Below are 12827 nucleotides of genomic sequence, written 5' to 3' on the forward strand. Positions count from 1 at the left end.
TGAGGGTGCGTATGGGAAACGCCCCTGCGCGACGGGTTTGTAAAAAACCATGGCGGGCAAGGGCGTATTAAGGGAAAATTTCCTTAATAGAGGGAGTCCCAAACCTCCAGCAAACGATCCGTTTCTTCCTTCGTCGTAATCGTGATGCGAATGCCATCAGGGAAGCCGCGAATGATGACACCGTTGTCTAAGAGGGCCTGGGTGCGCGCCGGGGCGTCGTCACATGGATACCAAATAAAGTTGGATTCGGATGGGACTGCGCCAATGTGGGCAGCGGCGCGGATGCGCTGTTCCACAACTTCGTCGGTACGGGCAAGCAGTTCGTCGATGTGTTCCAAGGAGGCTAATGCGCCTGCTTGCGCCACAGCATTGACGCCGAATGGAATGCCGACCTTATTCAGTGCCACCATCAGGTCTGGGTTACCGAACGCGTAGCCAATACGAGTGCCAGCGAGTCCGAATGCCTTGGAGAAGGTGCGCAGGCCGACGAGGTTGTCGAACTGGTGGACAAGCTTCGTCGCGATTGGGGACTGCTCGTCGCGGATGTATTCAAAGTAGGCCTCGTCGAGCGCAACGACAACATCCGATGGCACTTGGTGCATGAATTCGATGAAGTCGGCTTCGGTAATGGTGGTGCCGGTTGGGTTATTAGGGTTGCAGATGAAGATTAGGCGGGTTTTGTCGGTGACTGCCGCTGCAATTGCAGGTAGGTCGAGTCGGTGGTGTTCGTCAAGCGGCACTTGCACTGGGGTGGCGCCGGCGATCTTGGTGAAAATTGGGTAGGCCTCGAAGGATCGCCAAGGGAACACAATTTCGTCACCAGGTCCAGAGGTGATTTGGGCAAGTTGTAAACACAGCGCTGAGGAGCCCACACCGACTGCAATGTGCTCAGGAGTTAATGCAAGGTATTCGGCCAGAGCTTCGCGAACCGCAACCACACCCATGTCTGGATAACGATTTACACCAGCGGCTGCGTCGGCCATCGCCTGGATTGCTGCTGGTAGAGGTGATTGTGGTACTTCGTTACTGGAGAGCTTGAGGGCGTCGTCAAGCCGTTTGCCGGGGATATAAACCGGGATTTCTGCGAGATCGGGGCGTAGTTTCATAAAGGTAATACTAACCCCCCTATTAAGGAAAGTATAAATGCAGTTCAGAGCGGTGTTTTTGGGCATTATTTGGCACTGCGTTGATTGATGAGTAAGATAGGGCGAAGTTCATAGCATGAACGACGGCTTGGAGACGTGCCAGAGCGGCCGAATGGGGCTCACTGCTAATGAGTTGTCTTTTTAACGAAGGACCGGAGGTTCAAATCCTCTCGTCTCCGCCAAGCGCCCGTAGCTCAACGGATAGAGCATCTGACTACGGATCAGAAGGTTGGGGGTTCGAATCCCTCCGGGCGCACCACTAAAAACCCCAGGTCAAACCCATAAAGGCCTGGGGTTTTCGCATACCCAAACCACGTGTAGCAACAATGCTATTGTTGCCAGTTGTAGCAGGTCGTCACCACTCGTGGGTAACAACGAGGTAACCAGAGGTAACACCAGAGGTAACAAAAACAACCCCCGAAGCCAGCAGGTGAACGAGCCCCCGGCAACAAAGCCTCTTGGGAAAGTAGTGACTGGTGGTGATAATGAATTGACGCATCAATTCATTGAAGACCGATATGTTTACGATAGAAGAGTGCCCACTGAACATATCGTTGTCGGGAAAGTGAAGCGTAATGTCACGCATGGTGCTCATTCCAAAAAACGGAGGGATGTGAGAGGCTATGCGGACAAATAATTTATTCCAGCAAGTAGCGGATGAAGCCCAACCACCTGCAGTGTTGGGTAGATATCCGGGTTTGGAAAACTTTGAGCAGGTCCTTCTTGATGATCTCGTTACTTCCAACGCCTGGCTTCCGCGTGAGTTGAAGGAGCCGTTCTTGGCATTGTGGGTCAATGAACCGGAATTTGATGATCCTGATCTTGGCGACCCAATCGAAGAGCTTGATTACAACAATGTTCATGCGTTTGCGGCTATGGACCCAGTGGTGGATTTGGAAAGCCTTCGCGAACCAAAGACTCCCTAGCCTGCAACTTTGCGTGTAACCTCAGTTTCCCGGACATCCGCTAGCTGGGGTTTTCTGTACCCAAACGCGCACATATCCACATCCCACGTCTGCGTAATCCCCGCTTGAGCATTCTCGAGCATCCTCGCGCGTTCACTGCGATCAATTCAAAACAGGAACGCTCACGGAATTGCGCGCGTGAGTGTTGAACAATGTGTACGTAAAGCTGCGCAACACACAAGGGGACTATCGATATTTGAGATCAGACATTGCAGCGTTGATACATTTGGTATTGCATGCTTAGCGACGTTGGTTGCTTTCGATATATCAGAAATATCGCATGGCATTCTTGCTGGTAGTCTGAAATGGTTTTCATTCCAATTTGAAATATATACCCCTATGTGGGGTTATCGAAGATCATATAAATTGGTGCGGTATGTGTATTTCCGCAGTTAATCATAGGGGGTAGTAATTGTAATCGAATCTTAACCTAAACCTGTGGGTGTAATGGAGAGGGATATGAGTAGTGTGAACGTATTCCCAATTTTTGTCGAGTGTGTTAGTAATAATTGTCACATTATTTTCAAAACGAAATCTGTAAAGGTTTGCGAATATGAGTATTGCTCCAATCACCCATGAGTCTTCGTCTCATGCGCTAGTCGAAGACGCTGTAACGCATGATCCGGCGGAGACTCGTCGTCAGCTTATCGGCATGATCGGCGGGTTAGCGCTTGCGGTTATCGTCTATCTGATTTTCCCTCATTCTGCAGTTGAGACTGTGCAGGCGGTGGATCCTGAACTCGAAGTTAGCTATCAAGCGCTACGCGTGACCGCAGCTATTGCAATCCTCATGGGTGCATGGTGGATGACGGAAGCAATCCCGCTAGCGGCAACCGCGTTAGTACCACTGGTTGCATTTCCATTGCTTCAGGTAATTCCGATCGGCAAGATTTCTTCGCCTTACGCCTCGCCGACCATCTTCTTATTCATGGGCGGCTTCATCTTGGCGCTGGGCATGCAGCGTTGGAACTTACACCGCCGCCTCGCACTGAATGTGGTGTTGATGGTTGGTACCAAGCCAAAGCAGCTGATCGCTGGCTTCATGCTTGCGACGGGCTTCTTGTCCATGTGGGTGTCAAACACCGCAACGGCTGTGGTTATGCTCCCAATTGGTGTTTCTGTGTTGGCGCTGACCGCTGAATCCGTCGGTGGTGTGCAGAACCAAAAGAAATTTGCGACCGCATTGATGCTGGGTATTGCCTATGCTGCGTCGATTGGCTCGCTGGGTACCATCATTGGTACGCCTCCAAACGCCTTGCTGGTTGCGTATATGGCAGACAACCATGACATTTCGATTGGTTTTGGACAGTGGATGTTAATTGGTGTGCCACTGGCAACCGTATATATGGCAATTGCCTGGTTCGCGTTGGTGACGATTTTCAAGCCAGAAGTTGATGATATTCCTGGTGGCCGCGAAATGATTCGCGAAGAACTGCGCAAGATGGGCAAGATGGGCTGGGGCGAGTTCGCGACCGCTATTATCTTCGCTGGTGCTGCAGTTGCGTGGGTATTGGTGCCACTGTTGATTAAATGGACCGGTTCTGACCTTGAGATTGCCGACGCTGCCATTGGTCTAGCTGCTGCACTGCTGATGTTCATGATCCCAGCTGATAACAAGAAGGGCATTCGCCTGATGGACTGGGAGACCGCAAATGATATTCCTTGGGATGTTCTGCTCTTGTTCGGAGGCGGCTTGGCGCTGTCGAAGATGTTCTCTGAGTCTGGCCTTTCCCTCTGGATCGGTGAACTTGCAAAGGGTTTCGGCTCCTTGCCAATCTTCCTGCTCATTTTCGCAATCGCGGCACTCGTGCTGATCCTCACCGAGTTCACCTCGAACACCGCAACCGCTGCGACCTTCTTGCCAATCATGGCTGGTGTGGCAATCGGTATTGGCCTGACGGCAACCGGTGACCAAAATGTCTTGCTCTTGACCATTCCAGTGGCACTGTCTGCAACCTGTGCATTCATGCTTCCAGTGGCAACCCCACCAAACGCAATTGCATACGGTTCTGGTTACGTCAAGATTGGCGACATGATCAAGGGCGGCGTTTGGCTCAATGTTATTGGCGTCTTCTTGGTGACCTTCACAACCTATTTCCTTGCCGTTCCAGCGTTTGGACTTGTGCTTTAAAAAAGTGATTTGAACAGGCAATTTGCCTAAAGTTTGAATCATGGTGTAACGTAGTTCCACGTTGCACCGCAAGCGCCCGTAGCTCAACGGATAGAGCATCTGACTACGGATCAGAAGGTTGGGGGTTCGAATCCCTCCGGGCGCACCACTAAAAACCCCAGGTCAAAACCATAATGGCCTGGGGTTTTCGCATACCTAAATCGCATGGGCGGTTTCAAGAGGGCGCAACCACCGACTCTTCGCGTTCGACTCCTGTTCAACGATGAAACACCAAAACCCTGCCCAGCAATGCTATATGCCCAGCTGAACAGGGTTTTTAGGTTTAGATCGCCTCAATGCGTGCACCAATGCCCTCGGCCTGTTTCAACTGGCTAATCCAGTTCTCACCACCTGGATGGAGTCGAAAGACCGGGCGATGGGAAACATGAGCCGCTTTACTATTCAGACCAGCGCGAGCTTCAAAACGAATTCGGGAACGGTAGCCGTTGTCGATCAGCTCTTCTAAGTTTGGATGAGGCTCGGCAAGATGCGCGCGGGCGTCGTGAAGCAAATTAAGGCACTCATCAAGCGCATCCAATAACGCCGCGTGGTTGGTCTCACACATTGCCCGCACGAGCGACGGGGTAGAACCTGCCACTCTGGTGCCGTCGCGATATGAACCAGCTGCTAACGACAACGATAACGCACCGCCATTATCACCTACGATGGCCAGCGCTTCGGCGAGCACATGAGGTAAATGGCTAATGCGGGCCACCGCTGCATCGTGCGCCTCGACGCGGGCAGGAATGACTTCCGAACCAATTAACGTGGCCATATGTACAACGTCGGTCCAGAGCTTGAGCCAGAATCCTTGATCCCTCTGCGGGAAATCAAGCGGATAATCAAAGGTCACAACCCACACCGCATTTTGGAACAGCTCTGGGAAGGAAGCTTGCCAACCGGAGTTGGCGGTACCTGCCATTGGGTGGCTGCCAACATAACGATCTTCCATGCCGTGGGCTTTGACCAGATCATATACTTCACCTTTAACGCTGACGACGTCGGTGAAGCCGCAGGTTGGTGCGTGGGTTTGCAGATCAATCAGCAAGGATTCAATCGCAGGCATTGGGGTTGCTAATACTATTAAGGCGTTGTCCTGCTCGGCGCGTCGCAAAGTAGCGGTGAGATCTGAGCTGACGTCGAAACCTTCTTTTGCAGCGGCGCGGGCGGCTGACGGGGAACGATTAAAACCATAGGCAGGCACATTGTGCTGCACCAAGGCCCGTAACAGGGAGCCGCCAATAAGGCCGAGGCCAAGGATGCAAACGGGACGCGAAATTTCGTGAATACTCATAGTGTCAAGTCTGGCACAGAACGACTATTCTTATTCGTTATGAAAAACAATTTTGCCGTCACTATCGCGCGCACAGGTACAACATGGCAGATCAATACCTTTAAAGACGATTTCTCTACCATTGATACCGCAGTTAAAGCGGTACGCAGCCTGCGCGCAGAGTCTGTGGCATTCGCATTGTTGTGCGTCGATGATGAATATTTTGTCATCGTCCGGCCAACCCCAAGCGGGGTAAAGCTTTTCCTTTCCGACGCATCCATGGCCGCCGTTGATGATTTTGCGGCGGGGATCCTGGACGAGCTCGATATTGATATTCCTCTGATTGAGGAAGAAGAATTCGAGGACACCGAAGGGTGGCCAGATGGCGATTTCGACATCCTGGCAGATGTCGGCGTGAGTGAACAAATCCTCAGCGTGATTTGCGACGAAACCGAATGGTGGGCCTCGGAACAGTTGCAAAGGCTCGCGGAAGAATTTGGGTTTGAGGAGGAGTTCAACGAGGTCACTGGCCTTGACTCCTATTAAGGAAATATTGTTGTGGAGGAGCCAAACAAAACGGTCCTGCCGAGGCCGCATTATCAGACACAGGCCGAAGCGTATATGCGCCTTGCGTTGATGGAGGCGCAGCACGCTCCGCAGCAGGATATTCCTATCGGCGCGGTTGTGGTGGATAAAGATGGGGTTGTGATTGGGAAAGGCGTGAATCGTCGAGAAGCTGATCAGGATCCGCTCGCGCATGCGGAGATGCTCGCCATTAAGGAAGCAGTGGGGAAGCGTTACGACGGGTGGCGGTTGACCGATTGCACGCTGATTTCAACGGTGGAGCCGTGCACAATGTGCGCCGGTGCAGCGGTGGGAGCGCGGATCGGCAAAATTGTGTTCGGTGCGTATGAGCCGAAAACTGGTGCCTGTGGATCGATCTTTGATGTGGTGCGTGACCCCGCAGTGCTCCATCGGGCAGAAGTCATCGGCGGCGTATTAGAACAAGAATGCGGACAGCTAGTGACTGAGTTTTTTGCGTGCTTGCGGACATAGCGTTTATGAAGGAATTTTTTTGAATAGGCGATTTGCTCTAGTGAACTTTATCCCTTAGGATTTTGAAACGGTGGCGTGTCCGAGCGGCCGAAGGTGCTCGCCTCGAAAGCGAGTGTTGGGTAACCCCCAACCGCGGGTTCAAATCCCGCCGCCACCGCCAATGGCTCCGATACTTGTAGTATCGGAGCTTTTTTAGTTGTTGTGGGTGGTCTGGGTGGTCGCCAGAGTTGTCGGCGCGGGTGCAACCGGGAGTTGTCGGTGCTGGGTGCCGTGCGGGTGTGAGGTGCGGCCGGGCGTTGGTTACCGCCGCGCCCCACTGCCACACGCGCCGCCACACCGCCGCGCGCCCTGCCAAACCGCAACCCCCTCACAACCACCTCAAGCCCAAATTGTCCTTGTGTTTTCCTGCGCAATCCCCTAATAGGAGGCAGCGCAGGTAGCATGAAAAGGTATCTTGAGATTTATCGCCTGTAGGAAGGGACCCTTGTGGCAGCTTGGTTGTACCAATTAGGGAAGTGGTCGTACCGCGCGAAGTGGTTGGTCGTGAGCGCGTGGGTGATCATTTTGGCCGCTTTTGGTGGTTCAGCATTCGCGTTCCAGGAAGGCTATACCGATGCGTTCAGTATCAATGGCACGCAGGCGCAGAAAGCCACTTTTTTGCTGCTGAAGAACTTTCCGAACGAGAAGCCACCGATTGAGGCCACCGGCGTGACCATCGCGTTTAAGGCTCCAGAGGGTGAAACACTCACCGAGACCTCGAATAAAGAGGCCATTGATGCGGTTATTACGTCTATCCAGGAAAATCTTGATGGTCTGACTGACACTGACCGCTTCGGCAATCCGGTGACGTTGGATCCCGAGTTTCGCCAGTTCGTCGTCGATACGCAGGTCAGCAATGGCATGCCGCTGGAGAATGCGCAACGTGATGCCGATAATGTACGGCTGCTCAGCGAAGACGCCCGCATTGGCTTTACGACGTTTAGCCTCGATGTGCCTACCCCTGCGGACGTTCGGCCTGATCAGCGTGAGGCAATCGCGAACGCAATGGAGCTGGGTCGCCAAGCTGGCCTGCAGGTGGAAGCCGGTGGCGCGGCGTATGGTGATCCGATTGTGGTGGAATCAACCTCGGAGATTGTCGGCCTGTCTGTGGCGGCGGTGATTTTGCTGCTCACGTTTGGTTCTCTGGTTGCTGCCGGTATGCCGCTGATTATCGCGGTGGTGGCGGTCAGCCTTGGTTCGCTGGCAACCACGCTGGCAACGGCCTGGGTTCCGCTGAATAACATCACCCCAGTGCTGTCGGTGATGTTGGGCCTGGCAGTTGGTGTTGATTATGCGCTGTTTATTTTGTTCCGATTCCGCAAGGAATTGAAGCATTTACCGCCGCAAGAAGCCATTGGTGTGGCGGTCGGCACGGCTGGTTCGGCAGTGGTGTTTGCGGGCCTGACCGTGATTGTCGCCCTGGTGGCGCTGTATGTTGCCGATATTCTTTTCCTTACCTATATGGGCCTGGCGGCGGCATTTACAGTCCTGATGGCCGTGCTGATTTCGATCACATTATTGCCCGCGATCCTGGGCATCGCCGGCCCACGCGCCTTTTCCGGCAAGCTGAAATTCCTGAATCGAAAGGCACGCAAGAAGCGCTGGTCTCCTGCAGCATCCTGGATCCGCTTCGTCCACCGTTTCCCAGCACTGATTATTGCGCTGGTGGTCTTTGGCCTAGGCGCATTAACCGTGCCAGCTTTAGGACTCCACCTTTCCCTACCCTCTGATGGCCAATCACCAATGGAAACAACGCAACGCAAACAGGCAGAAATCCTGTATGAAGGTTTCGGCCCTGGCGCCGACGCGCAATTCCTAGTCGTCATCGATGCCCACCATGTCAATCCCGACGCCACCGCCTTAAGCTCCTTAATGGAGGTGCAGGAAAGCAGCCACGACCCCGCCACCGGACCATTCGACCGCAACGCCGCAGCGGCGCTCGCCAGCTACCTATACGTGGTGCAGAAATTCTCGGTGACCCAGGACGTGAAGCACGTGCAGATCGTGGGCTTGTCGGAGGATAAGATGGCGGCGAAGCTGCTGTTGTCCTCGGAGCGGGCGAATATTGATCCGCGGACGAACCAGCTCATTGACGCCCTCCGCATTAAGGAGCAAGAAGTGATTGCCGCCACAGGTGTCGAGTCCGGCATTACCGGCTTGGTGCCAGTGCAGCAGGATGTGGTGAATCGATTAGCACATGCAATGCCGCTGTATTTATCGATTGTGGTGGGCTTAGCAATCGTGTTGTTGCTGCTGGTATTCCGCTCGGTTATGGTGCCAGTGATTGCCGGCGTGGGATTTTTGCTATCCGTTGGCGCCGCCTTTGGTGTCACCGTGTTGTTCTGGCAAGAAGGCCTGTGGGGCCTAGTTGGCACACCTGCTCCGATCATTGCGTTTATGCCGATTTTCTTAATAGGTGTGTGCTTCGGCTTGGCAATGGACTATCAAGTGTTCATCGTCTCTGCCATGCGCGAATATTACACTCATCATCACGGCGCCGGGGAAGGCAAATTCAATGGTGTTGAGACGTCGATTGTGCACGGCTTTGTTCATTCTTCGAAGGTTGTGACAGCAGCGGCGTTCATTATGATTGCGGTATTCGCAGCCTTTGTGGGGCAGCCATTGCCGTTTGTGAAAATTTTTGGCTTCGCGCTCGGCGCCGGTGTGCTTTTCGACGCGTTCTTCATCCGCATGGCCTTTGTCCCTGCCGCCATGTTCCTATTAGGGCGAGCCACGTGGTGGATGCCTCGTTGGCTCGACCGTATCTTGCCGCATGTGGATGTGGAGGGAACTTCCTTGTCGAAGGTGAGTGGAAAAGCGGTGGTGTAAACTAGCCGGCATGAGTGGAACCGTTGACACAACTTTTAGCATTGGTACTGAATTAGAGTCAGGCCCTGGCCGACATGGTCGCACAGGCGTGATTCATACTCCGCATGGAGATATTCAGACCCCGGCCTTTATTCCGGTGGGTACGAAGGCGACGGTGAAAACACTCACCCCAGAGCAGGTGCGTGCAACTGGTGCGCAAGCGGTGTTGTCGAATGCGTACCATTTGTATTTGCAGCCTGGCCCAGATGTGGTCGATGAGGCTGGTGGCGTGTCGCGATTCGAGAACTGGCATGGCCCAACCTATACCGATTCTGGCGGATTCCAGGTGATGAGTCTTGGCGTGGGCTTTAAAAAAGTGCTTGCGATGGATACCGCGAACCTCACCGAGGGCGATATTCGCGCGAAGAAAAAAGATCGTTATGCCAATGTTGATGAAGATGGTGTGGATTTCCGCAGCGTGATTGACGGTTCGCGACACCGCTTCACCCCGGAAGTTTCCATGCAGATTCAGCATCAGCTAGGTGCCGATATCATCTTTGCCTTCGATGAACTGACAACCCTGGTGGATACCAGATTGTATCAGGAGCAGTCGGTTGCCAGGACGCATCGATGGGCAAAGCGATGCCTGGACGAGCATGATCGCCTGACGAATGAGCGGGTGGGGAAGCCTTTGCAGTCGCTTTGGGGCGTGGTGCAGGGTGCGCAGTACGAGGATTTGCGTCGTCAAGCAACGCGCGGGCTTGTCGAGTTGTCGCAGCAGGCGGAAGACCAGGGCAAACGCGGGTTTGGCGGCTTCGGCATCGGCGGCGCGCTGGAGAAGGAAAATCTCGGCACGATTGTTGGGTGGGTCTGCGATGAGCTGCCACGCGAGAAGCCACGGCATTTGCTGGGCATTTCCGAGCCGGATGATCTGTTCACCGCGATTGAGGCCGGCGCGGACACCTTCGATTGCGTCGCTCCGACACGTTTGGGACGCCGCGGTGGTGTGTATACGCTCGACGGTCGCCTGAACCTGACCGCTGCGCCGTATAAACGCGATTTTGGGCCTATCGACGCCGAATTCGGTGGCTACGTTTCGGAAAACTATACGCGCGCCTATATCCATCACTTGTTTAAGGCCAAGGAATTCCTCGGCGGCACCCTGTGCACCATGCATAATGTCACTTTCATGGTGCGCCTCGTAGACAATATCCGCGCGGCGATCGCCGGTGGCTACTATGCCGAGTACAAGGCAGAATTCATGGGACGCTATTACGCCAAAAAATAATGCAGCGCAGGGCAATAGTGTGAGAAGTACTATAAAAAATTCTCACACTATTGCCATATGCGCAGCTCAGAGCCGTGTTGTGAGCTGCTGCACGATTCAGAGGTATCCAGTTGGGGAGTAGACTGGGCAACCGTGAATTATCTCGATAAACAGGTTGAAATGGACGTCGAAGCCGATCAAGTGGTGCGCTTGGGTCGGATGCTGCTGGCCTCTGGCACAGGTGGTTACCGCGTGATCCGAGCAATGAAACGCGCCGCCCGTGCGCTCGGCTTCGATAACCTCGCGGTGGTAGTCAATATTGACTCGGTGGTCTGCACCTTCCGCCGCGGCCAACAATTCCGGACCCTGGTCTCGGAGCAGTCCGCGATTGCCATTAACTCGTCGCGCATTGAAGCCATCGAGGAGTTCACACATAACCGCCTGCAGAACTCAATTACCGTTGCCGAGCTACAAGAAAACCTCGATCGCATTGAAGCCAATACCGGTTCCCGCTGGAGCTTAACGACGAAGGCCCTCGCGGCCGGTTTCGCCTGCGCCGGCTTTGCCCTGCTGAATCACTTCACCTTCCTGACAGCCTTAATAGTGGCAATTGCTGCGACATCAGGGCAGGTCGTCCGCGTGCTGTTGCACCACAAGAGTTTCAATCAGCTCGGCACCACCGCATTATCAGGCATCGTCTCGAGCCTGGTCTTCTTCGGTATTGGACTGCTTGCCAAAGAAGCGAATTGGATCCAAGAAGCCCAGCTTTCCGCAGGCTATGTCGCCAGCGTGCTGTACCTGATTCCTGGCTTCCCACTGTTCGCGGCACTGCTCGATTTGGTGCGTTTTGACTTCACCGCAGGACTATCGCGTCTGATTTATGCCATTGAGATCAGCCTGGCCGCCACCTTCGCAGTCACCATGACCGGCTTGGCGATCAGCTTGAACCCAACACACCCTGTCTACTACCAAACCGGCTGGTCATGGTACGCCGTTGCTACGTTCGCCAGTTTCTTTGGTATTGCAGGGTTTGCGGTGCTGTTTAATTCATCCAAGCGAATGATCATCTTAGCGGCAACCGTTGGTACCTGTGTGAATCTGGTACGCCTCGGGCTCGTCGCCGCCGGATTCTCCCTATTCTTCTGCGCATTTATCGGCGGCCTGCTTATCGGCCTGCTTGCGCCAGCCATTGTGGGACGCTTCTCCATTCCACGCATCACTATGACAGTCCCAGCCTCCGTCATTATGATCCCCGGGCCCTTAATGTATCGGGCGGTATACGGCCTGGTCACCCGAGACATCTCAGGCGCTATCATTAACGCCGTCGACGCCGGCCTGGTGGTCATTTTTATCGCCGGCGGTTTGGGAGTCGCGCGAATGTGTACCGATCGCGACTGGGCATTCGGCTACGCGATCGATTTCCATAAGAAGCTGGGGTAGCGTCGTTAAGCGCGCTGTTCGTGGGTGGTGACGAAGCGAATAGCGCGGTAGGTCAGCGGCATTATGGCGATCTCGACGCCGGTTTTCCACACAAAACCAACCGCCACGTAATTAAGGGTGTCGCCAAGGGTGCTAATGCCGATGGCGGGCGCGGCGATGAGGCAGAAAATCAAGGTATCGCCAAACTCGCCGACGATGGTGGAGCCGAGCAGGCGCTTCCAGAGGCCGGCGTCGCCGTTGCGTTCTTTCATGCGCGTGAGCGTCCACGCATTAAGGAGTTGCCCGACCGCATAGCCCGCTAGCGAGGCCAATACGATGCGTGGCACCAGCCCTAATGTGGCGGCGAAAGCCTCCTGACCAGTGTAAAAGTCTGCAGGTGGCAGTGCAATAGCAATGTAGAACGAAATGATCGCCAGCAGGGTGATGAAAAACCCCGTCCAAATCGCGTGGCGAGCCACGCGGAACCCATAACATTCGCTCATGACGTCGCCAAGCACATAGGCGAGCGGGAACAGGAAAAACGCCCCGTCGGTCACGAGCGGGCCAATCACCACGCCTTTGGTCGAGGTAATATTCGAGATCAGGAACACTGCCACGAACATTGCAAGCAGCTGCGGATAAAGACTGGTCCTTAATGGGATGTAGCGAGTCATGAAAAAAATTC

Annotated in this window: 10 protein-coding genes and 4 tRNA genes; 11 read left to right on the forward strand and 3 right to left on the reverse strand. The window is 54.2% G+C overall.

What is annotated here, in order from left to right; genetic code table 11:
• Nucleotides 1-83: 83 nt before the first annotated feature.
• Nucleotides 84-1106, reverse strand: a complete 1023-nt coding sequence (locus NXS99_RS04170) for a pyridoxal phosphate-dependent aminotransferase (protein WP_259287404.1) — start codon at nucleotides 1104-1106, stop codon at nucleotides 84-86.
• Between the two features lie 129 nt (nucleotides 1107-1235).
• Between NXS99_RS04170 and NXS99_RS04175 the strand changes: the two genes are divergently transcribed.
• The 5 genes from NXS99_RS04175 (at nucleotide 1236) to NXS99_RS04195 (ending at nucleotide 4389) form a co-directional block, all read left to right on the forward strand.
• Nucleotides 1236-1327: transfer RNA gene (locus NXS99_RS04175), tRNA-Ser, on the forward strand.
• A gap of 1 nt (nucleotide 1328) precedes the next feature.
• A tRNA-Arg gene (locus tag NXS99_RS04180) sits at nucleotides 1329-1404 on the forward strand.
• 364 nt (nucleotides 1405-1768) lie between these two features.
• Nucleotides 1769-2071 carry a hypothetical protein gene (locus tag NXS99_RS04185; RefSeq protein WP_259287405.1) on the forward strand — a complete coding sequence of 101 codons (303 nt, stop codon included), beginning with the start codon at nucleotides 1769-1771 and terminating at the stop codon, nucleotides 2069-2071.
• A gap of 592 nt (nucleotides 2072-2663) precedes the next feature.
• Nucleotides 2664-4241, forward strand: coding sequence for a DASS family sodium-coupled anion symporter (locus tag NXS99_RS04190; protein WP_259287406.1), 1578 nt, complete (start codon nucleotides 2664-2666; stop codon nucleotides 4239-4241).
• Nucleotides 4242-4313: 72 nt separating this feature from the next.
• A tRNA-Arg gene (locus NXS99_RS04195) sits at nucleotides 4314-4389 on the forward strand.
• A 174-nt stretch (nucleotides 4390-4563) separates the two neighbouring features.
• On the opposite strand, the gene NXS99_RS04200 is transcribed toward NXS99_RS04195, so the two are convergent.
• Nucleotides 4564-5574, reverse strand: a complete 1011-nt coding sequence (locus NXS99_RS04200; protein ID WP_259287407.1) for a prephenate dehydrogenase — start codon at nucleotides 5572-5574, stop codon at nucleotides 4564-4566.
• Nucleotides 5575-5613: 39 nt separating this feature from the next.
• On the opposite strand from NXS99_RS04200, the gene NXS99_RS04205 reads away from it, so the two are divergent.
• From NXS99_RS04205 to NXS99_RS04230, 6 genes are all read left to right on the forward strand, one after another.
• On the forward strand, nucleotides 5614-6099 hold the full coding sequence (locus tag NXS99_RS04205) for a tRNA adenosine deaminase-associated protein (protein ID WP_259287408.1): 486 nt from the start codon (nucleotides 5614-5616) through the stop codon (nucleotides 6097-6099).
• Between the two features lie 12 nt (nucleotides 6100-6111).
• Nucleotides 6112-6609 carry a nucleoside deaminase gene (locus NXS99_RS04210; protein ID WP_259287409.1) on the forward strand — a complete coding sequence of 166 codons (498 nt, stop codon included), beginning with the start codon at nucleotides 6112-6114 and terminating at the stop codon, nucleotides 6607-6609.
• 69 nt (nucleotides 6610-6678) lie between these two features.
• Nucleotides 6679-6769 (forward strand) — tRNA-Ser (locus NXS99_RS04215).
• 326 nt (nucleotides 6770-7095) lie between these two features.
• On the forward strand, nucleotides 7096-9477 hold the full coding sequence (locus NXS99_RS04220) for an MMPL family transporter (protein ID WP_259287410.1): 2382 nt from the start codon (nucleotides 7096-7098) through the stop codon (nucleotides 9475-9477).
• Between the two features lie 10 nt (nucleotides 9478-9487).
• A complete protein-coding gene (gene tgt, locus NXS99_RS04225) occupies nucleotides 9488-10744 on the forward strand; it encodes a tRNA guanosine(34) transglycosylase Tgt (RefSeq protein ID WP_259287411.1) in 1257 nt (418 codons plus the stop codon).
• A gap of 57 nt (nucleotides 10745-10801) precedes the next feature.
• Nucleotides 10802-12163, forward strand: coding sequence for a threonine/serine exporter ThrE family protein (locus NXS99_RS04230; RefSeq protein ID WP_259287412.1), 1362 nt, complete (start codon nucleotides 10802-10804; stop codon nucleotides 12161-12163).
• A gap of 5 nt (nucleotides 12164-12168) precedes the next feature.
• Here NXS99_RS04230 and NXS99_RS04235 read toward each other — a convergent pair whose 3' ends face one another.
• Nucleotides 12169-12816, reverse strand: coding sequence for a queuosine precursor transporter (locus NXS99_RS04235; RefSeq protein WP_259287413.1), 648 nt, complete (start codon nucleotides 12814-12816; stop codon nucleotides 12169-12171).
• Nucleotides 12817-12827: the final 11 nt, after the last annotated feature.

Origin of the sequence: Corynebacterium sp. HS2168-gen11 (assembly GCF_024834075.1) — a bacterium.
Classification (GTDB): Bacteria; Actinomycetota; Actinomycetes; order Mycobacteriales; family Mycobacteriaceae; genus Corynebacterium.

Excerpts from the sequence above, each read along its gene's own strand:
- NXS99_RS04170 (WP_259287404.1), bottom strand. The coding sequence starts at position 1,106 with ATGAAACTACGCCCCGATCTCGCAGAAATCCCGGTTTATATCCCCGGC.
- NXS99_RS04185 (WP_259287405.1), top strand. The coding sequence starts at position 1,769 with ATGCGGACAAATAATTTATTCCAGCAAGTAGCGGATGAAGCCCAACCA.
- NXS99_RS04190 (WP_259287406.1), top strand. The coding sequence starts at position 2,664 with ATGAGTATTGCTCCAATCACCCATGAGTCTTCGTCTCATGCGCTAGTC.
- NXS99_RS04200 (WP_259287407.1), bottom strand. The coding sequence starts at position 5,574 with ATGAGTATTCACGAAATTTCGCGTCCCGTTTGCATCCTTGGCCTCGGC.
- NXS99_RS04205 (WP_259287408.1), top strand. The coding sequence starts at position 5,614 with ATGAAAAACAATTTTGCCGTCACTATCGCGCGCACAGGTACAACATGG.
- tgt (WP_259287411.1), top strand. The coding sequence starts at position 9,488 with ATGAGTGGAACCGTTGACACAACTTTTAGCATTGGTACTGAATTAGAG.
- NXS99_RS04230 (WP_259287412.1), top strand. The coding sequence starts at position 10,802 with ATGCGCAGCTCAGAGCCGTGTTGTGAGCTGCTGCACGATTCAGAGGTA.
- NXS99_RS04235 (WP_259287413.1), bottom strand. The coding sequence starts at position 12,816 with ATGACTCGCTACATCCCATTAAGGACCAGTCTTTATCCGCAGCTGCTT.